Source organism: Pseudomonas sp. TE3911 (genome assembly GCF_054062775.1).
In genome coordinates this window covers 3,715,454-3,738,408 of sequence record NZ_JBSSFP010000001.1, presented here as the reverse complement: position 1 = coordinate 3,738,408, position 22,955 = coordinate 3,715,454, and the positions used below count along the sequence as shown (strand labels likewise).

Annotated in this window: 20 protein-coding genes; 16 read left to right on the top strand and 4 right to left on the bottom strand. The window is 59.5% G+C overall.

The window, feature by feature from the left end; all coding sequences use genetic code 11:
* Genes ACVWXD_RS16910 through ACVWXD_RS16890 form a run of 5 tightly spaced genes read left to right on the top strand, consistent with a single transcriptional unit; the run spans position 1 to position 5,273 of the window.
* Entirely contained in the window at positions 1-948 is a 948-nt protein-coding gene (locus tag ACVWXD_RS16910) for an ABC transporter permease (protein ID WP_260366607.1), read from the top strand.
* Positions 945-1,802: an ABC transporter permease gene (locus ACVWXD_RS16905; RefSeq protein ID WP_457371198.1), complete on the top strand. Its 858-nt coding sequence runs from the start codon at positions 945-947 to the stop codon at positions 1,800-1,802. Before ACVWXD_RS16910 ends, ACVWXD_RS16905 begins: the two co-directional genes overlap by 4 nt.
* On the top strand, positions 1,799-2,755 hold the full coding sequence (locus ACVWXD_RS16900) for an ABC transporter ATP-binding protein (RefSeq protein WP_032888895.1): 957 nt from the start codon (positions 1,799-1,801) through the stop codon (positions 2,753-2,755). The genes ACVWXD_RS16905 and ACVWXD_RS16900 overlap by 4 nt, the downstream gene beginning before the upstream one ends.
* Positions 2,752-3,723 carry an ABC transporter ATP-binding protein gene (locus tag ACVWXD_RS16895; RefSeq protein ID WP_260366605.1) on the top strand — a complete coding sequence of 324 codons (972 nt, stop codon included), beginning with the start codon at positions 2,752-2,754 and terminating at the stop codon, positions 3,721-3,723. Before ACVWXD_RS16900 ends, ACVWXD_RS16895 begins: the two co-directional genes overlap by 4 nt.
* A 35-nt stretch (positions 3,724-3,758) precedes the next feature.
* Positions 3,759-5,273, top strand: coding sequence for an ABC transporter substrate-binding protein (locus ACVWXD_RS16890; protein ID WP_095184187.1), 1,515 nt, complete (start codon positions 3,759-3,761; stop codon positions 5,271-5,273).
* A 193-nt stretch (positions 5,274-5,466) separates the two neighbouring features.
* On the opposite strand, the gene ACVWXD_RS16885 is transcribed toward ACVWXD_RS16890, so the two are convergent.
* The 4 genes from ACVWXD_RS16885 to ACVWXD_RS16870 all read right to left on the bottom strand — a co-directional run bounded on the left by ACVWXD_RS16885 (position 5,467) and on the right by ACVWXD_RS16870 (position 9,180).
* A complete protein-coding gene (locus ACVWXD_RS16885; RefSeq protein ID WP_457371197.1) occupies positions 5,467-6,207 on the bottom strand; it encodes a YciK family oxidoreductase in 741 nt (246 codons plus the stop codon).
* Positions 6,208-6,409: 202 nt separating this feature from the next.
* Entirely contained in the window at positions 6,410-7,081 is a 672-nt protein-coding gene (gene mupP / locus ACVWXD_RS16880) for an N-acetylmuramic acid 6-phosphate phosphatase MupP (RefSeq protein ID WP_032888903.1), read from the bottom strand.
* A 4-nt stretch (positions 7,082-7,085) separates the two neighbouring features.
* Positions 7,086-7,784, bottom strand: a complete 699-nt coding sequence (gene ubiG / locus ACVWXD_RS16875; RefSeq protein WP_017734479.1) for a bifunctional 2-polyprenyl-6-hydroxyphenol methylase/3-demethylubiquinol 3-O-methyltransferase UbiG — start codon at positions 7,782-7,784, stop codon at positions 7,086-7,088.
* A 64-nt stretch (positions 7,785-7,848) separates the two neighbouring features.
* Complete coding sequence (locus ACVWXD_RS16870; RefSeq protein ID WP_099601429.1) at positions 7,849-9,180, bottom strand: TRZ/ATZ family hydrolase; 1,332 nt, start codon at positions 9,178-9,180, stop codon at positions 7,849-7,851.
* A gap of 109 nt (positions 9,181-9,289) precedes the next feature.
* On the opposite strand from ACVWXD_RS16870, the gene mtnA reads away from it, so the two are divergent.
* The 11 genes from mtnA to ACVWXD_RS16815 all read left to right on the top strand — a co-directional run bounded on the left by mtnA (position 9,290) and on the right by ACVWXD_RS16815 (position 22,725).
* The gene (gene mtnA / locus ACVWXD_RS16865) at positions 9,290-10,360 is read left to right on the top strand and encodes an S-methyl-5-thioribose-1-phosphate isomerase (protein ID WP_099601430.1); all 1,071 of its coding nucleotides are present in this window, start codon (positions 9,290-9,292) and stop codon (positions 10,358-10,360) included.
* Positions 10,361-10,783: 423 nt separating this feature from the next.
* On the top strand, positions 10,784-13,444 hold the full coding sequence (gene gyrA / locus ACVWXD_RS16860) for a DNA gyrase subunit A (RefSeq protein WP_032888910.1): 2,661 nt from the start codon (positions 10,784-10,786) through the stop codon (positions 13,442-13,444).
* 110 nt (positions 13,445-13,554) lie between these two features.
* On the top strand, positions 13,555-14,640 hold the full coding sequence (serC, locus tag ACVWXD_RS16855; RefSeq protein ID WP_457371196.1) for a 3-phosphoserine/phosphohydroxythreonine transaminase: 1,086 nt from the start codon (positions 13,555-13,557) through the stop codon (positions 14,638-14,640).
* A complete protein-coding gene (gene pheA, locus ACVWXD_RS16850; RefSeq protein WP_003172650.1) occupies positions 14,640-15,734 on the top strand; it encodes a prephenate dehydratase in 1,095 nt (364 codons plus the stop codon). Before serC ends, pheA begins: the two co-directional genes overlap by 1 nt.
* Before the next feature lie 9 nt (positions 15,735-15,743).
* Positions 15,744-16,856: a histidinol-phosphate transaminase gene (hisC, locus tag ACVWXD_RS16845; RefSeq protein ID WP_457371195.1), complete on the top strand. Its 1,113-nt coding sequence runs from the start codon at positions 15,744-15,746 to the stop codon at positions 16,854-16,856.
* A gap of 28 nt (positions 16,857-16,884) precedes the next feature.
* Positions 16,885-19,095 carry a bifunctional prephenate dehydrogenase/3-phosphoshikimate 1-carboxyvinyltransferase gene (locus ACVWXD_RS16840; protein ID WP_442116797.1) on the top strand — a complete coding sequence of 737 codons (2,211 nt, stop codon included), beginning with the start codon at positions 16,885-16,887 and terminating at the stop codon, positions 19,093-19,095.
* Positions 19,092-19,781, top strand: coding sequence for a (d)CMP kinase (cmk, locus tag ACVWXD_RS16835; RefSeq protein WP_003172653.1), 690 nt, complete (start codon positions 19,092-19,094; stop codon positions 19,779-19,781). The genes ACVWXD_RS16840 and cmk overlap by 4 nt, the downstream gene beginning before the upstream one ends.
* A gap of 120 nt (positions 19,782-19,901) precedes the next feature.
* Entirely contained in the window at positions 19,902-21,587 is a 1,686-nt protein-coding gene (rpsA, locus tag ACVWXD_RS16830; protein WP_027604177.1) for a 30S ribosomal protein S1, read from the top strand.
* A gap of 146 nt (positions 21,588-21,733) precedes the next feature.
* On the top strand, positions 21,734-22,018 hold the full coding sequence (locus ACVWXD_RS16825; protein ID WP_032888916.1) for a hypothetical protein: 285 nt from the start codon (positions 21,734-21,736) through the stop codon (positions 22,016-22,018).
* Positions 22,019-22,150: 132 nt separating this feature from the next.
* Complete coding sequence (gene ihfB / locus ACVWXD_RS16820; RefSeq protein ID WP_032888918.1) at positions 22,151-22,447, top strand: integration host factor subunit beta; 297 nt, start codon at positions 22,151-22,153, stop codon at positions 22,445-22,447.
* A 32-nt stretch (positions 22,448-22,479) separates the two neighbouring features.
* Positions 22,480-22,725 carry a lipopolysaccharide assembly protein LapA domain-containing protein gene (locus ACVWXD_RS16815; protein WP_095184193.1) on the top strand — a complete coding sequence of 82 codons (246 nt, stop codon included), beginning with the start codon at positions 22,480-22,482 and terminating at the stop codon, positions 22,723-22,725.
* Positions 22,726-22,955: the final 230 nt, after the last annotated feature.

The window sequence follows — 22,955 nt, the reverse complement described above, 5'->3', positions numbered from 1 at the left end:
ATGAACTTGGCGCGCTACCGTTTTGTGCTGTCCCGGCCGCTGCAATTGCTGCCGGTGCTGTTTGGCATCAGCCTGATTACCTTTGTGCTGGTGCGCTCGATCCCCGGCGACCCGGCGCGTGCGTTGCTCGGCTCGCGCAGTACACCGGACGCGTTGCTGAAAATCCGCGCCCAGTACGGCCTCGATCAGCCGTTGTGGCTGCAATATTTCTATTTTCTGAAGAACCTCCTGAAGGGCGACCTCGGTCAATCGCTGCTGTACAAGGTCGACGCGCTGAAGCTGATCGTCACCCGTATCGAGCCGACCCTGGTGCTGGTACTCGGCAGCGTGGTGCTGGCGCTGCTGATCGCGGTGCCCCTGGCAACCTTGGCTGCGCGCAATAAAGGCGGCTGGGCCGACAACCTGATCCGCGTATTCACCACGGTGGGCCTGGGCATGCCGGCGTTCTGGCTGGGCTTGATGCTGATCCTGCTGCTGAGTGTGAAATGGGGCTTGTTCCCGGTGTCCGGCTACGGTCGCACCTGGCTGGACAAGGCACACCATATGGTCCTGCCGTGCCTGACTATTGCCCTGGCGCTGTCGGCAGTACTGGTGCGCAACCTGCGGGCGAGCATGTTGATGGAGTTGCAGGCGGACCATGTTACCGCCGCCCGTGCGCGCGGACTTTCCGAAGCCGCCGTGTTTCGCCGCCATGTGTTGCCCAATTCCCTGGTGCCAGCGGTCAACCTGCTGGCAGTGAATATCGGTTGGCTGATCAGCGGCACGGTGGTCATCGAAAGCCTGTTCGCCATTCCTGGCATCGGTCAGTTATTGGTGCGCGGCATCTTTACCCGCGACTACATGGTGGTGCAGGGCGTGGCCATGGTGTTGGCCTGCGCGACGGTGGTGGTGAACTTCATCGCGGATGTGGCGACGGTGGCCCTCGACCCGCGGGTGAAAATGCAATGAGCAGCCGCCCGCTGATTGCCCCATGGCGCTTGCGCCTGCGCTTTGGTTTTCGCAATGGCCGGCTGACGGCCGCGTGGGGGCTATTGATACTGTTGGTGTGGTTGACCCTGGCGCTGTTGGCGCCATGGATCGCGCCTTTTGATCCGATTGCACAGAACACCGATATCAGTTTGATCGGTCCCAGCCTGGCCCATCCATTCGGCACCGATAACTACGGTCGCGACATTCTGTCCAGGGTCATCTGGGGCGCACGTATTGACCTGCAGCTGGCCATCATCGGGGTCATTTTCCCCTTCATGATCGGCACCTTTGTGGGCGCGGTCTCAGGTTACATCGGCGGTCGTTTCGACAGTTTCTGCATGCGTGTGATCGATGTGATCCTGGCGTTCCCGTTCCTGGTGCTGATGCTGGCGATCATGGCCATCCTCGGCCCGGGCCTTAAGAGCTTTTACATCGCCATGGCGCTGGTGGGTTGGGTCTCGTATGCGAGGCTGATCCGTTCGCAGATCCTGGTGCTCAAGGAAAGCGACTTTGCCCTGGCCGCCAAGAGCCTGGGTTTTGGTCATGGGCGCATCCTGTTCCGGCATTTGCTGCCGAATGCGATGTTTGGCTCGATTGTGTTTTCCATGTCCGATGCGGTGCTGGTGCTGCTCAACGGTGCCGCCGTGAGCTACCTGGGCCTTGGGGTGCAACCGCCGACCGCCGAATGGGGGACGATGGTCGCCGAAGGGCAGGCGTTTATTACCACGGCCTGGTGGATCTGCACCTTTCCGGGGTTGGCCATCGTGACCCTGGCCATGGGTTTCAGCCTGTTGGCTGATGGGTTGGCGCAAGTGTTAGGGGATCGGTCATGAGTCTGCTTCAGGTACGAGACCTCAGCGTAATCGCCAATAACGCGGGGCGCGATGTCACCTTGGTCGACCGCGTCTCCTTCGACCTGGCCGAAGGCGAAATCCTTGGTTTGGTGGGCGAAAGCGGCTCGGGCAAGACCATGGCCTGCCGAGGCCTGATGCGGCTGCTGCCGTCGCCTGATCTGCGCGTGCAGGGCGGTGCCGTGTGCCTGGCCGGTCAGGATCTGCTGTCACTGGATGACGCGGGCATGCGTGCGATACGCGGCGGGCAATTGGGCATGATTTTCCAGAACCCCAGCAGCCACCTCGACCCGCTGATGCGCATCGGCGAGCAGATCGCCGAGGGTATTCGCCTGCACCAGGGCGCGTCGAAAAAAGATGCCCGACGACACGCCATCGACGTACTGCGCCAGGTGGGTATTCCCGATCCACAGGCGCGCGTCGACAACTATCCTCACGAGTTTTCCGGCGGTATGCGCCAGCGCGCCATGATCGCCGTGGCCTTGGGCTGCAACCCAAGGGTACTGATCGCCGACGAGCCGACCACCGCCCTGGATGTGACCGTCCAGGCGCAAATCCTGCGTCTGTTGTTGGACCTGCGCGACCAGCGTGGCTTGTCGATCATCATGATCACCCACGACTTGGGCGTGGTGGCGCAAACCTGCGATTCCATCGCGGTGATGTACGCGGGGCGCCTGTGCGAACACGGCAGTAAGTACGACCTGCTGGCCCATCCGCAACATCCGTACACCGCTGGCCTGATTGACTGCCAGCCGGCCCACAGCAGTGGCCACGCCTTGTTGCGCACCATTCCCGGCCAGCCGCCGTTGCTGGATGCCTTGCCCGGCGGCTGCCGCTTCAATCCGCGCTGCCCGCAGGTCGGTGCCTTATGTACCGAGGTGCTGCCAGAAGGTGCCCGCGTAGCCTGTCACTATCCGCTGGGAGCGCGACCATGAGCCTGTTGCAGATCAAGGATCTGGAGGTGCGCTTTGCGGCGTCCGGCAGCGGTTTGTTTGGCCTGAACACACAGTGGGTGAGGGCGGTGAACGGTGTGTCGCTGAACCTGGCGGCCGGCGAAACCCTCGGGTTGGTGGGCGAGTCCGGCAGCGGTAAAAGCACCCTTGGCCGGGCGATCCTGCACCTCAACCCGATCAGCGCCGGGCAGGTGTTGTTCGATGGTATCGACATGGCCCACGGCAGCGCGATCGACATCGCGCGTTTGCGCCATGAAACGGCGATGATCTTTCAAGATCCCTACGCCGCGTTGAACCCGCGCCAGACCATCGGCGAAACCATCGCCGAGGTGCTTCGGGTGCAGCGCAAAGTCCCGGCAGAGCGCATCCCGGCGCGCGTCAATGAACTGCTTGAGCTGGTCGGCTTGCGCCCCGAACTGGCCAGTCGAAAACCCGGCTCCCTCAGTGGCGGTCAATGCCAGCGCGTCGGCATTGCTCGCGCCTTGGCGGTGGAACCGCGCCTGATCATCGCCGATGAGTGCGTGGCCGCGCTGGATGTGTCGATCCAGGGGCAGATCATCAATCTGCTGTTGGAACTGCAACAGCGCATGAACCTGGCCATCCTGTTTATCGCCCATGACTTGGCCATCGTGCGGCGCCTGTGCGACCGCGTGGCGGTGATGTACTTGGGCAAGATTGTCGAGGAAGGGCCCGTTGAGGCAGTGTTCAGCGCGCCGCGCCATCCCTATACGGCGGCGTTGATCCAGGCGATTCCGGAGATCGATCCGCATCGGCCATTGCCTGCAGAACCTTTGCCCGGTGAGCCACCGAGCCCACTGAATTTGCCCACCGGCTGTGCCTTTCATCCACGTTGCCGGTATGCGCGCGCCATGTGTTCCGTGGCGTCGCCGCCTACTCATTTCCTGCACGAGCATCGATACAGTTGCGTGCTTGAATCACCTTTGGTTTGACCCTTTCCTGCCATTCATGAACAAGGAGTTATGACATGCAATCCCGTCACTTGAAGTTGCTCGCCGCCGCTACGCTTACGGCTTGGTCGCTGACCGCTGGTTTGGCCCAGGCCGCTGGCGTCCTGACTATTGGCTGCCGTGAAGACAGCACCACGTTCGACCCGATCAAAAGCGCGCAAAACCGCGACACGTGGGTGTTCGCCAACGTCTACGACACCCTGGTGCGCGTGGATAACCTGGGCACCAAGATGGAACCGGGCCTGGCCGAAAGCTGGGAGATTTCCAAGGATGGCCTGACTTACACCTTCAAACTGCGCGATGCGAAATTCTCTGACGGCTCGCCGATCACCGCTGAAGATGCGGCGTTCAGCCTGCTGCGCATCCGCGATAACAAAGCCTCGCTGTGGGCGGACCCTTTCAACCTGATCAACACGGCCAACGCCGCCGACCCGAAAACCCTGGTCGTCACCTTGAAGACGCCTGCCGTGGCGTTCCTCTCGCAACTGGCCTCCCCGACGGTTTCGATCCTGTCGGAAAAAGCCATGACCAAGATGGGCGAAGACGCCTACTCGGAAAACCCGGTGACATCCGGCGCGTTTACCGTGGAGGAGTGGCGCAAGGGCGATCGGGTGATCCTGAAGAAGAACCCGAACTTCTGGCAGGCCAAGAATGTGAGCCTGGATGGCGTGGAGTGGGTCTCGGTGACCGACGACAACACGCGCATGCGCATGGTGCAGAACAACGAGCTGGACACGGCGATCTTCGTGCCGTTCTCCCGGGTTGAAGAGCTGAAGAAAGACAAGAACGTGGTGATCCACGCCGACCCTTCCACCCGTGAAGATCACCTGTTGATCAACCACGCCCATGGCCTGCTGGCCAAACCGGAAGTCCGTCAGGCGCTGGACATGGCCATCGACAAACAATCGCTGGTCAAGACCGCCACCTACGGTCAGGGCACCGTGGCCTATTCCTACATTCCAAAAGGTTCGCTGTACCACTACGCCAACAACCTGCAACGCCCGTACGACCCGGCCGAAGCCAAGAAATTACTGGCTGCTGCCGGTGCCAAGGACTTGAAGCTGAACTACGTGGTCAACGCCGGCAATGAGGCTGACGAGCAGATCGCGGTGATCATCAAGGACCAGTTGGCCAAAGTCGGCGTCACCGCCAACCTGCAGAAGGTCGACCCGACTCAAAGTTGGCAGATGCTGGTGGACGGTGAGTACGATATTTCCGTGATGTACTGGACCAACGACATCCTCGACCCGGACCAGAAGACCACCTTTGTGCTGGGCCACGACACCAACCAGAACTACATGACCCGCTACAAGAACGACAAGGTCAAGGACCTGGTGGCTGCGGCGCGGATTGAGGCGGACCCGGTCAAGCGTGAGCAGATGTATGTGGAGCTGCAAAAACTGGCGAAACAGGATGTGAACTGGATCGACTTGTACTACAGCCCTTACATCAACATCTCACGCAAGAACGTGAGCAACTTTCTGCAAAACCCGCTGGGGCGCTTCACCCTTGAGGAAGTGGTGAAGAACTAAGTAAACCCAATGTGGGGCGAGACCTGTGATGAGCGGGCTTGCCCCGCGCGGGGCTGCGAAGCAGCCCCATTACAGCCAGCGCGATCTGACAGAGAGATCGCGCTGGCAGGTTTTGGGGCCGCTTCGCAGTCCCGCGCGGGGCAAGCCCGCTCACTACAAAAGCCAACTCACACAGCGAGTTGGGTGTCAGATGTTACTGCGCATCAAACGCCTGCCCATTGATGCCGGCACTGTCCGGCCCCATCAGGTACAGGTACACCGGCATGATCTCTTCCGGCGCAGGCCTTTCCATCGGGTTCTCCCCCGGATACGCCTGGGCCCGCATGCTGGTACGAGTGCCGCCAGGGTTGATGCTGTTGGCCCGCACCGCTGCCACATCTTCAAGCTCATCCGCCAAGGTCTGCATCAAGCCTTCAGTGGCAAACTTCGACACCCCATAAGCGCCCCAATACGCGCGGCCCTTGCGCCCTACGCTGCTGGAGGTGAACACCACCGACGCATCCTGGGACAGCTTGAGCAGCGGCAACAAGGTGCTGGTGAGCATGAACATTGCGTTGACGTTGATGTGCATCACCCGCATGAAGTTCTCACCGGAGAGCTGCTCGATGGGCGTGCGCGGGCCGATGATCGAGGCGTTGTGCAGCAGGCCGTCGAGGTGGCCGAATTCTTTTTCGATCATGGCTGCCAGCTCATCGTATTGATGGGGCAGGGCGGTCTCCAGGTTGAATGGGATCACCACTGGCTGCGGGTTGCCGGCCGCTTCGATTTCGTCGTAGACCTGGGCCAGATTGGCTTCGGTTTTGCCTAACAGCAGCACGGTAGCGCCATGGTCGGCATAGGTTTTTGCCGCCGCCGCGCCAATCCCGCGACCGGCGCCGGTCACCAGGATGACCCGGCCTTTGAGCAGTTCTGGACGTGCAGAGTAATCAAACATAAAAAGCCTCGACAGAATTCAGCAGGTTACAAACAGCGAGCTGGAAAACACTGAAGATCCCCTGTGGGAGGGGCTTGCCCCCGATACTGGTGTATCAGTCAGCAAATGCAGTGACTGACACACTGCAATCGGGGGCAAGTCGAATCGTCGCACCGCCCCTCCCACATTTGGATCTTTATCAATCACTAAGGCCGGTGAGCCATTAGCAACTGCACAGTGCGTTATCCAGCACCTTGCGCAGTTCCAGTGGGTGATCCACCACTACATCTGCGCCCCAGTGGCGTGGGTTGTCGTCCGGGTGGATATAGCCGTAGCTGACCGCCGCCGTGCGCGTGCCGGCATCGCGGCCGGACTCGATGTCGCGCAGGTCATCGCCCACGAACAACACGCTGGCCGGGTCCAGACCGAGCATCTTGCACGCCAGGATCATCGGTTCCGGGTCCGGCTTGCTGTTTGTCACGTGGTCCGGGCAGATCAGCAGGGCCGAACGCTCGGCCAGGCCCAACTGCTGCATGATCGGTTCGGCGAAGCGCAATGGCTTGTTGGTGACGACGCCCCAGACCAGCTTGGCCTTCTCGATGTCTTCCAGAAGCTCGGCCATGCCGTCGAACAGCTTGCTGTGCACCGCGCAGTCCTTCAGGTAGCGCTCCAGGAATTCCTGGCGCAGTTCCTCAAAGCCCGGTGACTCCGGGTCCATCGAGAAAGTCACGGCGACCATCGCCCGCGCACCGCCGGAAATTTCATCGCGAATATGCTGCGGGTTGATCGGCGCCAGGTCGCGGTCGGCGCGCATGGCCTGGCAGATGGCGATGAAGTCCGGCGCGGTGTCCAGCAAGGTACCGTCCATATCGAAGAGAACCGCTCGCAACTTCACAGGCTTACTCCTCGCGCAGGGTCTGGATCATGTAGTTGACGTCAACGTCGCTGGCCAGTTTGTAGTGCTTGGTCAGCGGGTTGTAGGTCAGGCCGATGATGTCCTTGACGGTCAGCCCGGCCTGGCGGCTCCAGGCGCCCAGTTCGGACGGGCGGATGAATTTCTTGAAGTCATGGGTGCCGCGCGGCAGCAGCTTCATGATGTATTCGGCGCCAATGATCGCGAACAGGTAGGCCTTGGGGTTGCGGTTGATGGTGGAGAAGAACACCTGGCCGCCGGGCTTGACCATGCGGAAGCAGGCGCGGATCACCGAGGAGGGATCCGGTACGTGCTCAAGCATCTCAAGGCAGGTGACCACGTCGAACTGCTCGGGCATCTCTTCAGCCAGGTCTTCGGCTGTGATCTGGCGGTATTCCACGTTCACGCCGGACTCCAACTGGTGCAGTTGTGCCACGGCCAGCGGCGCTTCACCCATGTCGATCCCCATCACCGTGGCGCCGCGCTGGGCCATGGCTTCGCTGAGGATGCCGCCGCCGCAGCCGACGTCCAGCACCTTCTTGCCGGCCAGGTTGACGCGTTCGTCAATCCAGTTGACCCGCAGCGGGTTGATGTCGTGGAGGGGTTTGAACTCGCTTTCGCGGTCCCACCAGCGGTGGGCCAAGGCTTCAAACTTGGCGATTTCTGCGTGGTCGACGTTGCTCATGGTGAATCCTCTAAATCTGATAAATCGGTTTGTCGGTCCTGAACACTCAGGTTCAGAGCCAGCGTTATTCGGTGTGCCCGCTGATGCGTTTTCCCCAGGCAATGGCCGTGGCGGTCAACTGTTGTTCATCCATGCGGGTGAGTTGCCGATCGTCGAGCAACTGCTTGCCGGCGACCCAAAGGTGTTTCACGCAATCGCGCCCGGTGGCATATATAAGCTGTGAGACCGGATCGTAGATCGGTTGTTGCGCCAGCCCTGTGAGATCGAAGGCGACCATATCCGCCGCCTTGCCCACTTCCAGGGAGCCAATCTCGCTTTCCAGGCCCATGGCCCGCGCACCGTTGAGCGTAGCCATACGCAATGCGCGGTGCGCGTCCAGCGCGGTGGCCGAGCCGGCGACGGCCTTGGCCAGCATCGCAGCGGTGCGGGTTTCGCCCAACAGGTCCAGGTCATTGTTGCTGGCAGCGCCATCGGTGCCGATGGCCACATTGACCCCAGCCTGCCACAGACGCTCCACCGGGCAGAAGCCGCTGGCCAGTTTAAGGTTGGATTCCGGGCAATGGATAACGCTGGTGTTGCTTTCTACCAGCAAAGCCAGGTCGTCCTCGCTGATTTGAGTCATATGAACGGCCTGGAAGCGCGGCCCCAGTAATCCGAGGCGGCCCAAGCGTGCCAGCGGGCGTTCGCCGGTCTGTTCGACGGCTTGCTGTACCTCGAAGGCGGTTTCGTGCACGTGCATATGGATCGCGGCGTCCAGCTCTTCGGCGATCACCCGAATCTTTTCAAGGTTGGCATCGCACACGGTATAGGGCGCGTGGGGGCCGAACGTAATCTTGATGCGCGGGTGGTGCTTGAGGTCGCCGAACAGCTCGATGCCCTGGCGGATCGCCTCATCGGCGGTACTGGCGCCGGGAATCGGGAAGTCGAGGATCGGAATCGCGATCTGTGCACGCATGCCGCTGTTGTGCACGCAATCGCTGGCGACCTTGGGGTAGAAGTACATGTCGGAGAAGCAAGTGATGCCGCCCTTGAGTTGCTCGGCGATGGCCAGGTCGGTGCCATCACGCACGAAGGCTTCATCGACCCACTTGGCTTCGGCGGGCCAGATGTGTTTTTCCAGCCAGGTCATCAAGGGCAGGTCATCGGCCAGGCCGCGAAACAGGCTCATCGCCGCGTGCCCGTGGGCGTTGATCAGGCCTGGGCTGAGCAGCATCCCCGGCAGTTCGCGCACCTCAGTGGCTGACAGCTTCAAGGCAGCGGCCCGCGGCCCGATAAAGGCAATGCGCCCATCGCGGATGCCCACGCCATGTTCCTTGAGCACCACGCCAGCAGGTTCGACAGGTACCAGCCAGGTTGGCAGTAGCAGTAAGTCGAGCGGGGCGGCAGTGGAGGTCATCGCAGGCTTCTTCCCGGGCAGCTATAAAAGAAGCGCGAAGTATACCCGAGCGTCCTGGCTGGCGGATCGCTATAATCGGCGGCTTTTGTTCATGAGTGCGGAGTAAGGGATGCGCGACCGACTGTTGGCAGCGGAGAAAGTGAAGGCCATCGATTGGCGTGATGGCACGCTGCACCTGCTCGATCAGCGTGCCTTGCCGTCCCAGGAAAACTGGGTGGCCTGCTCCACGGTCGACGACGTGGCTGCCGCCATTCGCGCCATGGTGGTGCGTGGTGCGCCGGCCATCGGTATCAGTGCGGCCTATGGCTTGGTTCTGGCCGCCCGTGATCGTATGGCCGAGGGCGAAGACTGGCAGGCTGCGTGGGAGGAGGATTACGCACTGCTGGCCGATACTCGTCCCACTGCGTCGAACCTGTTCTGGGCCCTCAAGCGCATGCGCGATCGCCTGGATCGCATCAAGATGCACGCCGATCCGCTGGCAGTCCTGGAAGCAGAGGCCATCGCGATCCATGAAAGTGACCGCGAAGCCAACCTTGTGATGGCGCAGTTGGGCGTTGAGCGGATTCGCAAGCACCAGGGCAACGCCCAGGCGATCCTGACCCACGGCAATGCCGGCGCGTTGGCGACGGGCGGCGTCGGCACGGCCCTCGGGGTTGTGCGTGCGGCCTTCTTGGAGGGTTTGGTTGAACACGTCTATGCCAATGAAACCCGGCCCTGGCTGCAAGGTTCGCGGCTGACGGCCTGGGAGTTGGCGGGCGAGGGCATCCCTGTCACGGTCAATGCCGACTCGGCGGGCGCGCATATCCTCAAGACCAAAGGCGTGACCTGGGTGATCGTCGGGGCTGACTGTATTGCGGCCAATGGAGATGTGGTCAGCACGATCGGCACGTACCAGTTGGCCGTGTGTGCCATGCATCACGGCGTGCGGTTTATGGTGGTGGCGCCGAGTTCGACCTTGGATCTGATGATGGCCACTGGCGAAGATGTTGCGTTGGAAGAGCGCGATCCGGGTGAGCTGCTGGAGGTCAACGGGAAGCGCCTGGAGGTTAATGCGTTTAACCCGGTATTTGATGTGACTCCGGCCGACTTGATTGATGTGATTGTGACTGAGAAGGGCGTGGTTGAGCGGCCGGATACGGCGAAATTGGCCAAGCTGATGTGCCGTAAGCGGCTGCATTGAGGGCTGCGGTGTCTGTGAAATGGCTACCGGGGGCAAGCCCCTCCCACACTTGAATGACGAACACAGTCAAAATGTATGAGGGGGCTTGCCCCCGATTGGCCCTGAAAGTCAATAAAACCCTCGGATCCGCCCTCAAAAAAAAGCACCACCCCATCTCTGAGGCCCTCTCGTCCCCCTCAAGCCTGTCATCCGTCAAATTACTAGTCTCCATGCGCATCAGGGGGATAGGTGCGTGGCGGCGATTGTGATAACATCCGGCGGTTTCCAGGGCCGCCCCGAGGGGTTGCCTATAACGTGCAGATCCGTGTCATAACTCGTTGATTTGTCGTAAGTCGTTGTCAGGCACTCTGTCGGCAGCGGCGAGCTTCGTTCGTCCCATATGGATGTGACGAGGTTTCACCCGAAAAAGGAATCAGGCTTCTCATGGGCGAACTGGCCAAAGAAATCCTCCCGGTCAATATCGAAGACGAGCTGAAACAGTCCTACCTCGACTACGCGATGAGCGTAATTGTCGGTCGGGCACTGCCTGATGCGCGCGATGGCTTGAAGCCCGTGCACCGGCGTGTGCTGTTCGCGATGAGCGAGCTGGGTAACGACTGGAACAAGCCGTACAAGAAATCTGCCCGTGTTGTCGGTGACGTGATCGGTAAGTATCACCCTCACGGCGACACTGCGGTGTACGACACCATCGTACGTATGGCCCAGCCGTTTTCCCTGCGCTACCTGCTGGTAGACGGCCAGGGTAACTTCGGTTCCGTCGACGGCGACAACGCTGCTGCCATGCGATACACCGAAGTGCGCATGACCAAGCTGGCGCATGAGCTGCTGGCTGACCTGCACAAAGAAACCGTGGACTGGGTGCCGAACTACGACGGCACCGAAATGATCCCGGCTGTCATGCCTACCCGGATCCCCAACCTGCTTGTCAACGGTTCCAGCGGTATCGCCGTGGGCATGGCGACCAACATCCCGCCGCACAACCTCGGTGAAGTCATCGACGGTTGCCTGGCCCTCATCGACAACCCTGAGCTGACCGTCGATGAGTTGATGCAGTACATCCCGGGTCCGGACTTCCCGACCGCCGCGATCATCAACGGTCGCGCCGGCATCATCGAAGCCTACCGCACCGGCCGTGGCCGCATTTACATGCGCGCCCGCTCGATGATCGAAGACATCGACAAGGTCGGTGGCCGTCAGCAAATCGTCATCACCGAGCTCCCTTACCAGTTGAACAAGGCGCGTCTGATCGAAAAGATCGCCGAGCTGGTTAAAGAGAAGAAACTCGAAGGCATCACCGAGCTGCGCGACGAATCCGACAAAGACGGTATGCGCGTAGTGATCGAGCTGCGTCGTGGCGAAGTGCCTGAGGTGATCCTCAACAACCTCTATGCCCAGACCCAGCTGCAAAGCGTGTTTGGTATCAACGTGGTTGCCCTGATCGACGGCCGCCCGCGCATCCTGAACCTCAAGGATCTGCTGGAAGCCTTCGTGCGTCACCGTCGCGAAGTAGTGACCCGCCGCACCGTATTCGAACTGCGCAAGGCCCGCGAGCGTGGCCACATTCTGGAAGGCCAGGCGGTTGCGCTGTCGAACATCGACCCGGTTATCGCCCTGATCAAAGCCTCGCCGACACCATCGGAAGCGAAAGAAGCGCTGATCAAGATGCCGTGGGAATCCAGCGCCGTCGTGGCTATGGTTGAACGTGCCGGTGCTGACTCGTGCCGCCCGGAGACACTGGACCCGCAATACGGTCTGCGTGACGGCAAGTACTTCCTGTCGCCGGAACAGGCCCAGGCTATCCTGGAACTGCGCCTGCACCGTCTGACCGGCCTTGAGCACGAGAAGCTGCTGGCCGAGTACCAGGAAATTCTCAACCAGATCGGCGAGTTGATCCGCATCCTCAACAGCGCCGTGCGCCTGATGGAAGTGATCCGCGAAGAACTGGAAGTAATCCGCGCCGAATACGGCGACGTGCGCCGCACCGAAATCCTCGATGCCCGTCTTGATCTGACCCTGGGTGACATGATCCCGGAAGAAGAGCGCGTGGTTACGATCTCCCACGGCGGCTATGCCAAGACCCAGCCATTGGCTGCGTACCAGGCCCAGCGTCGCGGCGGTAAAGGTAAATCGGCTACTGGCGTGAAGGATGAGGACTACATCGCTCACCTGCTGGTCGCCAACAGCCACACCACGCTGCTGCTGTTCTCCAGCAAGGGCAAGGTGTACTGGCTCAAAACCTACGAAATTCCGGAAGCGTCCCGCGCCGCCCGTGGTCGTCCGCTGGTCAACCTGCTGCCACTGGACAGTGATGAATACATCACCACCATGCTGCCGGTAGACGAATACACCGAAGGTCACTTCATCTTCATGGCAACTGCCAAAGGCACCGTGAAGAAGACCCCGCTCGAATCCTTCAGCCGCCAGCGCAGCGTGGGCCTGATCGCCCTGGAACTGGACGAAGGCGACGTATTGATCAGCGCGGCCATCACTGACGGCGAGCGTGAAGTCATGCTGTTCTCCGACGGCGGCAAGGTTACGCGCTTCAAGGAATCCGACGTTCGCGCCATGGGCCGTACCGCCCGCGGTGTGCGCGGCATGCGTCTGCCGGAAGGGCAGAAGCTGATTTCGATGCTGATCCCGGAAGAAGGCAGCCAGATCCTCACCGCTTCGGCGCGTGGTTATGGCAAGCGTACGGCCATCGGCGAGTTCCCGGAGTACAAACGTGGTGGCCAGGGCGTTATTGCCATGGTCAGCAACGATCGCAACGGCCGTCTGGTCGGCGCGGTACAGGTGCTCGACGGCGAGGAGATCATGCTGATTTCCGACCAGGGCACCCTGGTACGTACCCGTGTGGCTGAAGTGTCGAGCCTGGGTCGCAACACCCAAGGCGTGACGCTCATCAAGCTGGCCAGCGACGAGACACTGGTAGGCCTGGAGCGTGTCCAGGAACCATCGGAAGTTGAAGGCGAAGAGCTGGACGAGGCCGATGCCGAGTTCGCACGTGAGGTCATGGCGAGTGGCGATGATATCGTCGACGAGCCAACCCTCGATGCTGCCGCAGACGAAGAAGAACCGCAGGAATAAGCGGACACAAAGGGGGCGGATGAAGATTCGCCCCCTTGTTGTTTGTCCCTTGTGAAATATTGAAATCCCGATTTATTGCACCACCCCACCAGATCAGAGTGAGATTGGATGTGAGCAAGAGAGCCTATAACTTCTGTGCCGGTCCCGCGGCGCTTCCTGAAGCAGTCCTGCAGCGTGCGCAGGGTGAACTCCTCGACTGGCATGGAAAAGGCCTCTCTGTGATGGAAATGAGCCATCGCAGCGATGAGTTCGTATCCATTGCTACCAAGGCCGAGCAGGATCTGCGCGACTTGCTGGGCATTCCATCCGATTACAAAGTGCTGTTCCTGCAGGGTGGCGCGAGCCAGCAGTTCGCCCAGATCCCGCTGAACCTGCTGCCGGAAGACGGCACTGCCGACTACATCGACACCGGTATCTGGGGGCAGAAGGCTATTGAAGAGGCCTCGCGCTACGGTCACGTCAACGTTGCCGGCACCGCTAAGCCCTACGACTACTTCGCCATTCCAGGTCAGAACGAATGGAAGCTGTCGAAGGATGCGGCCTACGTGCACTACGTCGCGAACGAAACCATTGGCGGCCTGGAGTTCGACTGGGTGCCGGAAGTCGGCGACGTTCCGCTGGTGTGCGACATGTCCTCGGACATCCTCTCGCGGCCTATCGATGTGTCCAAGTACGGCATGATCTATGCCGGCGCGCAGAAGAACATCGGTCCAAGTGGCATCCTGGTTAACATCGTTCGTGAAGACCTGCTGGGCCGCGCCCGTTCGCTGTGCCCGACCATGCTCAACTACAAGGTCGCAGCCGACAACGGATCGATGTACAACACCCCGCCGGCGTTCTCTTGGTACCTGTCCGGCCTGGTATTCGAGTGGGTGAAAGAGCAGGGCGGTGTCGCCGCCATGGGCAAGCTCAACGAAGAGAAGAAGCGCACCCTGTACGACTTCATTGACGCCAGCGGCCTGTATAGCAACCCCATCAATCCAAGCGACCGCTCGTGGATGAACGTGCCGTTCCGCCTGGCTGACGACCGTCTGGACAAACCATTCCTGGCCGGTGCCGACGCGCGCGGCCTGTTGAACCTCAAGGGCCACCGTTCGGTGGGTGGCATGCGCGCCTCCATCTATAACGCTGTCGACATCCACGCGATCAATGCGCTGGTTGCCTACATGGCAGAGTTCGAAAAGGAACACGGCTAATGTCTGAACAAGAGCTCAAGGCCCTGCGTGTACGCATTGACAGCCTGGATGAGAAAGTCCTGGAGCTGATCAGTGAACGTGCGCGGTGCGCCCAGGAAGTGGCACGGGTGAAGATGGCGTCCCTCGCTGAAGGCGAAGTGCCGGTGTTCTACCGCCCCGAGCGCGAAGCTCAGGTGCTCAAGCGCGTGATGGAGCGTAATAAGGGGCCGCTGGGCAACGAAGAGATGGCGCGGTTGTTCCGTGAAATCATGTCGTCGTGCCTGGCGCTTGAGCAGCCGCTGAAGGTTGCTTATCTCGGTCCTGAGGGTACGTTTACCCAGGCGGCGGCCATGAAGCACTTCGGCCACGCTGTGATCAGCAAGCCGATGGCGGCCATCGACGAAGTGTTCCGTGAAGTAGCGGCCGGTGCGGTAAATTTTGGCGTGGTGCCAGTGGAAAACTCCACTGAAGGCGCGGTCAATCACACCCTGGACAGCTTCCTTGAGCACGACATGGTGATCTGCGGCGAAGTCGAGCTGCGTATCCACCATCACCTGCTGGTGGGCGAGAACACCAAGACCGACAGCATCAGCCGCATCTATTCCCACGCCCAGTCCCTGGCCCAGTGCCGAAAGTGGCTGGATGCCCACTACCCGAATGTCGAGCGCGTGGCGGTATCCAGCAACGCCGAAGCGGCCAAGCGTGTCAAAGGTGAGTGGAACTCGGCGGCGATTGCCGGTGATATGGCCGCAGGTCTTTATGGCTTGACGCGTCTAGCCGAAAAAATCGAGGACCGTCCGGACAACTCAACGCGCTTCCTGATGATCGGCAGCCAGGAAGTGCCGCCGACCGGCGACGACAAGACCTCGATCATCGTCTCGATGAGCAACAAGCCTGGCGCGCTGCATGAACTGCTGGTGCCGTTTCACGACAACGGGATTGACCTGACGCGCATCGAGACTCGTCCTTCGCGCAGCGGTAAATGGACGTACGTGTTCTTTATCGATTTCATCGGCCATCACCGCGACCCGCTGGTCAAAGGTGTGCTGGAGAAAATCAGTCAAGAAGCCGTGGCGCTCAAGGTGCTGGGCTCTTACCCGAAAGCGGTTTTGTGAGGCGTTAACATGAGTGGCAACTTCCTCGCCCTGGCTCAGCCGGGCGTGCAACAACTGTCGCCTTACGTTCCGGGCAAGCCTGTGGACGAGCTGGCGCGTGAGTTGAACCTGGATCCGTCGAAGATCGTCAAGCTGGCGAGCAACGAGAACCCGCTGGGCCCTAGCCCCAAAGTGCTGGCGGCGATTCGTGAGGAACTGGCGGAGCTGACCCGTTACCCGGATGGCAACGGCTTCGCCCTGAAGTGGTTGTTGGCGGAAAAGTGCCGGGTCGATCTGAACCAAGTGACCCTGGGTAACGGCTCCAATGACATCCTTGAGCTGGTCGGTCGCGCTTACTTGGCGCCAGGCCTGAATGCGGTGTTCAGTGAACATGCGTTCGCGGTTTACCCGATTGTCACTCAGGCCGTCGGTGCTGATGCGCGCGTGATTCCTGCCAAGGATTGGGGGCATGACTTGCCAGCGATGCTGGCAGCAATCGACGCCCAGACCCGCGTCGTGTTCATCGCCAATCCGAATAACCCGACGGGTACCTGGTTCGATGAGCAGGCGCTCAACGAATTCCTGCAGGATGTGCCCGAGCACGTGCTGGTCGTGCTGGACGAGGCCTACATCGAATACGCAGAAGGCAGCGACCTGCCGGACGGCCTGGATTTCCTGGCGGCGTATCCGAACCTGCTGGTGTCGCGCACTTTCTCCAAGGCTTACGGCCTTGCTTCGCTGCGGGTTGGCTATGGTCTGTCCACGGCGGTGGTAGCTGATGTGCTGAACCGAGTACGCCAACCGTTCAACGTCAACAGCCTCGCCTTGGCGGCGGCTTGTGCGGCGGTGAAGGATGCCGAGTACCTGGAAGAAGGTCGGCGCATCAACGAAAACGGCATGCTGCAGTTGCAGGAAGGCTTGCGTGAGTTGGGCCTGGGCTGGATTCCGTCCAAGGGCAACTTTATTTGCGTCGACCTCGGCCAAGTGGCCGCGCCTGTTTTCCAGGGTCTGTTGCGCGAAGGTGTGATCGTGCGTCCGGTGGCTAACTACGGCATGCCCAACCACCTGCGCATCACCATCGGCTTGCCGGCTGAAAACAGCCGCTTCCTGGAAGCGCTGGCCAAGGTTCTGGCTCGTGGTTGATGTCACTGCATTGCAACCTGCTGTGCCTATGATCGGTCGCCTGGTGGTGGTCGGCCTGGGGTTGATCGGCGGCTCCTTCGCCAAAGGCCTGCGTGAAAGTGGGCTATGCGGTGAAGTGGTCGGTGTTGACCTGGACCCTCAATCGCGCAAGCTGGCGGTTGAGCTGGGCGTGGTGGACCGCTGTGAAGCGGACCTGGCGCTCGCGTGTCATGGCGCGGATGTGATCCAGCTAGCGGTACCGATCCTGGCCATGGAGAAGTTGCTGGCGTTGTTGGCGGGTATGGACTTGGGGCAGGCGATTCTCACGGATGTCGGCAGTGCCAAAGGCAATGTGGTGCGCGCGGCGCAACTGGCATTTGGCGGGATGCCCGCGCGCTTCGTACCGGGCCACCCGATTGCTGGTTCCGAGCAGAGCGGGGTGGAGGCGTCCAATGCGCAGTTGTTCCGTCGGCATAAAGTGATCCTGACGCCGTCGGAGCAAACCGATCCCGCTGCGTTGGCGGTGGTGGATCGTCTCTGGCGTGAGTTGGGGGCGGACGTCGAGCATATGCAAGTCGAGCGCCATGACGAAGTGCTAGCGGCAACCAGTCATTTACCGCATTTGCTGGCATTTGGTCTGGTGGACTCTTTGGCCAAGCGCAATGAGAACTTGGATATTTTCCGCTACGCAGCCGGTGGTTTCCGCGATTTCACGCGAATTGCCGGCAGCGACCCGGTGATGTGGCACGACATCTTTCTCGCCAATCGCGAAGCGGTGTTGCGTACTCTGGACACTTTCCGCAGTGATCTCGACGCCCTGCGCGATGCAGTGGATGCGGGTGATGGTCATCAATTGTTGGGTGTGTTCACCCGTGCGCGGGTGGCGCGTGAGCATTTCAGCAAGATCCTGGCGCGCCGGGCCTATGTGGAAACCGCTGTGAACGCCGACGAGTTGACCTTTGTCGCCAACCCGGGTGGCCGCTTGAGCGGGCGCATCCGTGTGCCGGGCGATAAGTCGATTTCTCATCGGTCAATCATGTTGGGCTCATTGGCCGACGGCGTGACCGAGGTCGAAGGCTTCCTTGAGGGCGAAGATGCTCTGGCGACCTTGCAGGCGTTTCGTGACATGGGAGTGGTCATTGAAGGTCCGCACCATGGGCGCGTGACCATTCATGGCGTGGGCTTGAATGGCTTGAAGCCGGCGCCGGGGCCGATTTACCTGGGGAACTCGGGCACGTCCATGCGGCTGTTGTCCGGCTTGCTGGCAGCGCAAAGCTTTGACAGCGTGTTGACTGGCGATGCGTCGTTGTCCAAGCGCCCAATGAGCCGCGTGGCCAAGCCGCTGCGGGAGATGGGCGCAGTGATCGAAACCGGGCCGCAAGGACGTCCACCGCTGACCATTCGTGGTGGGCAGTCGCTCAAAGGTTTGGACTATGTGTTGCCGATGGCCAGCGCCCAGGTCAAATCCTGTTTGTTGCTGGCCGGGCTATACGCCAAAGGCAAGACCGCAGTGACCGAGCCAGCACCTACGCGCGATCATACCGAGCGCATGTTGCGAGGTTTTGGCTATCCCGTGAGGGTGCAGGGTGCTACCGCAGCGGTTGAGTCGGGTCATACGCTGACTGCTACCCGTATTGAGGTGCCGGGGGATATTTCCTCGGCGGCGTTTTTTATGGTGGCTGCGTCGATTGCCGAGGGTTCCGAGTTATTGCTGGAACATGTCGGCATCAACCCTACCCGTACCGGGGTGATTGATATCCTGCGGCTGATGGGGGCAGATATCAGCCTGGAGCACCAGCGCGAAGTCGGTGGAGAACCTGTCGCAGACCTGCGTGTGCATGCTGCGGTTCTGAAGGGTATCGAGATCCCGGAAGCGCTCGTGCCGTTGGCCATCGATGAGTTTCCGGTGTTGTTTATTGCGGCGGCCTGCGCTGAAGGTCGGACCGTTTTGCGTGGGGCTCAGGAGTTGCGCGTGAAGGAGTCCGACCGTATCCAGGTGATGGCCGACGGTCTGCTCGCGCTAGGCGTGAAGTGTGAAGCTACCCCTGATGGGATTATCATTGACGGTGGCCTGATGGGCGGTGGTGAAGTCCATGCCCATGGCGATCACCGGATTGCCATGGCGTTCAGCGTAGCGTCCCTGCGGGCGACTGCGCCGATCCGTATCCGCGACTGCGCCAATGTTGCTACGTCCTTTCCGAATTTTCTTACACTGTGTGCCCAAGTCGGCATCCGTGTTGCCCAAGAGGCTCAATTGTGAATATCAAAGCACCGGTGATTACCATCGACGGGCCAAGCGGCTCGGGCAAAGGCACCATCGCCGGCATCCTGGCCAAGCGCCTGGGTTGGTGTCTGCTGGATTCCGGCGCGCTGTACCGGTTGCTGGCGTTTGCCGCACGCAACCATGGCGTAGACCTGACCAATGAAGAGTCCCTGAAGCTGCTGGCGGCGCACCTAGATGTGCAGTTCGTCGGGGCGACGGAAGGTCATCCCCAGCGCATCATCCTCGAAGGGGATGATGTGACGGATGATTTGCGCAACGAGCAAGTCGGTTCTTGGGCATCCCAGGTTGCCGCGCTCCCAGCTGTGCGTGACGCGTTGCTGCAGCGTCAGCGGGCTTTTCAGGAGCCGCCGGGCCTTGTGGCCGATGGTCGCGACATGGGTACCGTAGTGTTTCCCGAGGCACCGCTGAAGATTTTCCTGACGGCCAGCGCCGAGGAACGAGCTCGCCGCCGCTACTTGCAGTTGAAGGGCAAAGTCGATGGTGTTAGTCTGTCGAGTCTGCTAGATGAGATCCGTGCACGCGATGAGCGTGATACCCAGCGTGCAGTAGCCCCGCTAAAGCCGGCGGCTGATGCCATACAGTTGGATTCCACGGAGTTGTCCATCGAGCAGGTGCTGGAACGCATCTTGAGTGAAATCGCCATTCGCGATATCGCCGGGTGATCAAGAAGGCCGCAGGGGACCAGTCATAGTCCTGCGGTGGCTTCTTTTAACTGAAACTGACCCACGCCGTCTGGGGTGTGGAGATGGGCGTATTCTTCGCCCTTATCAACAGGAATTAAAATGAGCGAAAGCTTTGCGGAACTCTTTGAAGAAAGCCTAAAAACCCTGAACCTTCAGGCAGGCTCCATCATCACCGGTGTTATCGTTGATATCGATTACCAAGCTCGCTGGGTAACCGTTCACGCTGGTCTGAAGTCTGAAGCTCTGATCCCGCTGGAACAGTTCTACAACGATGCTGGCGATCTGACAATCAATGTCGGTGACGAAGTTCACGTTGCTCTGGACTCGGTTGAAGACGGTTTCGGTGAAACCAAGCTGTCCCGTGAAAAAGCCAAGCGCGCTGAATGCTGGATTGTTCTCGAAGCAGCCTTCGCAGCTGAAGAAGTGGTCAAGGGCGTTATCAACGGTAAGGTTAAAGGCGGCTTCACTGTCGACGTTAACGGCATCCGTGCGTTCCTGCCAGGTTCTTTGGTCGACGTTCGTCCTGTGCGCGACACCACGCACCTGGAAGGCAAAGAACTCGAATTCAAGGTCATCAAACTCGACCAGAAACGCAACAACGTTGTCGTTTCCCGTCGCAGCGTTCTGGAAGCAGAGAACTCCGCCGAGCGTGAAGCTCTGCTGGAATCCCTGCAGGAAGGCCAACAAGTCAAAGGTATCGTCAAAAACCTCACCGATTACGGCGCATTCGTCGATCTGGGTGGCGTCGATGGCCTGCTGCACATTACCGATATGGCTTGGAAGCGTATCAAGCATCCTTCCGAAATCGTCAACGTTGGCGACGAGATCGATGTAAAGGTTCTGAAGTACGATCGTGAGCGTAACCGCGTTTCCCTGGGCTTGAAGCAGCTGGGCGAAGATCCATGGGTTGCTATCAAAGCTCGCTACCCAGAAAGCACTCGCGTTACCGCGCGTGTTACCAACCTGACCGACTACGGCTGCTTCGCTGAGCTGGAAGAAGGCGTGGAAGGCCTGGTACACGTTTCCGAAATGGACTGGACCAACAAGAACATCCATCCTTCGAAAGTCGTACAAGTCGGCGACGAAGTGGAAGTTATGGTTCTGGACATCGACGAAGAGCGTCGTCGTATCTCCCTGGGCATCAAGCAGTGCAAATCTAACCCATGGGAAGATTTCTCTGGTCAGTTCAACAAGGGCGATAAAATCTCCGGCACCATCAAGTCGATCACCGATTTCGGTATCTTCATTGGTCTGGACGGCGGCATCGACGGCCTGGTTCACCTGTCCGACATCTCCTGGAACGAAGTTGGCGAAGAAGCTGTTCGTCGTTTCAAGAAGGGCGACGAGCTGGACACCGTTATCCTGTCGGTTGACCCAGAGCGTGAGCGTATCTCCCTGGGTATCAAGCAACTGGAAAGCGATCCGTTCTCCGAGTACGTTCAAGAGAACGACAAAGGCGCAATCGTTAAAGGCACTGTGAAAGAAGTTGACGCCAAAGGCGCAATCATCGTTCTGGCCGACGATATCGAAGCGACTCTGAAAGCCTCCGAAATCAGCCGTGACCGCGTTGAAGACGCGCGCAACGTTCTGAAAGAAGGCCAGGAAGTAGAAGCCAAGATCATCAGCGTTGATCGCAAGAGCCGCGTGATCCAACTCTCCATCAAGTCGAAAGATGAAGTGGAAGAGAAAGAAGCAATCCAGAGCCTGAAATCGGCTCCGGAAGCTGCAACCGGCGAGACCACTATGGCCTCCCTGCTGCGCGAAGCAATGGCTAAACAGAACTAAGTTCTGTAACGCTATAAAAAGGGCGACTTCGGTCGCCCTTTTTTGTGCCTGGAATTTGTTGATTTAACAAACGAGAACCAAGGCGCGCGGCTCAGTGTCAGAGTCACTATAGCCTTGAAAAAAGCTCGCCCGGAATAAGGATATCAATGAACAAGCTTGTCGTGATGCTCGCATTGGTAATGCTAGTCGGCTGCTCTGTCACTAGCGCTAAAACTCACGCCAGGCGCGGTGTCAGCGGCATCGAGGTCGATTGCTCTGGCCTTGGTAATCATTGGGATAAGTGCGAACAGCGCGCCGCTCGCGAATGCAAGATGCAGGGCTACAAGGTCATCACCCGGTCAAGCGACGCCAAGGACGAAGAGGGCGACTATTTTTTCGGCTTGAACCCGGCTGGAGCTGTCACCCGCACGATGCTTGTGATCTGCAATTAGGCGCGTTACTTGTTCGATACTTATGTTTATTCAGCCAGGAGATAAGTTGAAACATGGGCTGTTCAAATTCATCAAGTCATGCTAAAACCTTCGAAGCGCTTTTCCTAGCTGCTTGAAAAAGAAGGGAAAAATATGACGAAGTCGGAGTTGATCGAACGAATTGTCACCCACCAAGGGCTGCTCTCATCCAAAGATGTTGAGTTGGCTATCAAGACCATGCTTGAGCAAATGTCTCAGTGCCTGGCCACTGGGGATCGTATTGAGATTCGTGGGTTCGGGAGCTTTTCGCTGCACTATCGTGCGCCTCGTGTAGGTCGTAATCCAAAGACGGGCCAGTCAGTCAGCCTTGATGGGAAATTCGTGCCTCACTTCAAGCCGGGCAAGGAGTTGAGGGATAGGGTGAATGAAGACGAGGAAGACGGCGTCTGACTCGGCTATCTATTGTTATGGAGGCGAACGCTATGGCTAGAATATTACGGATTCTTTTAGGTGTGGTCTTAATGGTCATTACCTTTGCAGTCGTTGGGTTTGTTTTGGAAAATCAGCAGGCTGTTGTGCTCTCATTCTTTGGTTGGTCTACCGGTGAGGCCCCAGTAGCCGTGTTTGTTGTATTTGCGTTGATTATCGGCATGTTAATCGGTCCATTCTTAGGCCTGTTTAAGCGAAGCGCTGCGCCGCGTGACCTTGGTACGGCCAAGCACTTATGAGGGGGGGACGCGGAGTGTCCTTCGGTATGTGGCTGGCATCTTAGCTGATCCTGAGCTTAAGCCATCTGGAAGTAGCGGGTTGTTAATTGGTTTGAATGGGCCCGTCATCCTCAAATTTACGCGCTCTAGCCTCTCCCTGTTCCCATTTGCGTACGGTGCACTGCCGTAATTTTCGCTATAGCTGCTCAGATAATTCTTACAGTAAGTTCAGAACTTTTGCGAATGTAGTT

Coding starts and splice junctions, on each gene's coding strand:
- ACVWXD_RS16910 (WP_260366607.1), top strand. CDS start 1: ATGAACTTGGCGCGCTACCGTTTTGTGCTGTCCCGGCCGCTGCAATTG.
- ACVWXD_RS16905 (WP_457371198.1), top strand. CDS start 945: ATGAGCAGCCGCCCGCTGATTGCCCCATGGCGCTTGCGCCTGCGCTTT.
- ACVWXD_RS16900 (WP_032888895.1), top strand. CDS start 1,799: ATGAGTCTGCTTCAGGTACGAGACCTCAGCGTAATCGCCAATAACGCG.
- ACVWXD_RS16895 (WP_260366605.1), top strand. CDS start 2,752: ATGAGCCTGTTGCAGATCAAGGATCTGGAGGTGCGCTTTGCGGCGTCC.
- ACVWXD_RS16890 (WP_095184187.1), top strand. CDS start 3,759: ATGCAATCCCGTCACTTGAAGTTGCTCGCCGCCGCTACGCTTACGGCT.
- ACVWXD_RS16885 (WP_457371197.1), bottom strand. CDS start 6,207: ATGTTTGATTACTCTGCACGTCCAGAACTGCTCAAAGGCCGGGTCATC.
- ubiG (WP_017734479.1), bottom strand. CDS start 7,784: ATGAGCAACGTCGACCACGCAGAAATCGCCAAGTTTGAAGCCTTGGCC.
- ACVWXD_RS16870 (WP_099601429.1), bottom strand. CDS start 9,180: ATGACCTCCACTGCCGCCCCGCTCGACTTACTGCTACTGCCAACCTGG.
- mtnA (WP_099601430.1), top strand. CDS start 9,290: ATGCGCGACCGACTGTTGGCAGCGGAGAAAGTGAAGGCCATCGATTGG.
- gyrA (WP_032888910.1), top strand. CDS start 10,784: ATGGGCGAACTGGCCAAAGAAATCCTCCCGGTCAATATCGAAGACGAG.
- pheA (WP_003172650.1), top strand. CDS start 14,640: ATGTCTGAACAAGAGCTCAAGGCCCTGCGTGTACGCATTGACAGCCTG.
- hisC (WP_457371195.1), top strand. CDS start 15,744: ATGAGTGGCAACTTCCTCGCCCTGGCTCAGCCGGGCGTGCAACAACTG.
- ACVWXD_RS16840 (WP_442116797.1), top strand. CDS start 16,885: ATGATCGGTCGCCTGGTGGTGGTCGGCCTGGGGTTGATCGGCGGCTCC.
- rpsA (WP_027604177.1), top strand. CDS start 19,902: ATGAGCGAAAGCTTTGCGGAACTCTTTGAAGAAAGCCTAAAAACCCTG.
- ACVWXD_RS16825 (WP_032888916.1), top strand. CDS start 21,734: ATGAACAAGCTTGTCGTGATGCTCGCATTGGTAATGCTAGTCGGCTGC.
- ihfB (WP_032888918.1), top strand. CDS start 22,151: ATGACGAAGTCGGAGTTGATCGAACGAATTGTCACCCACCAAGGGCTG.
- ACVWXD_RS16815 (WP_095184193.1), top strand. CDS start 22,480: ATGGCTAGAATATTACGGATTCTTTTAGGTGTGGTCTTAATGGTCATT.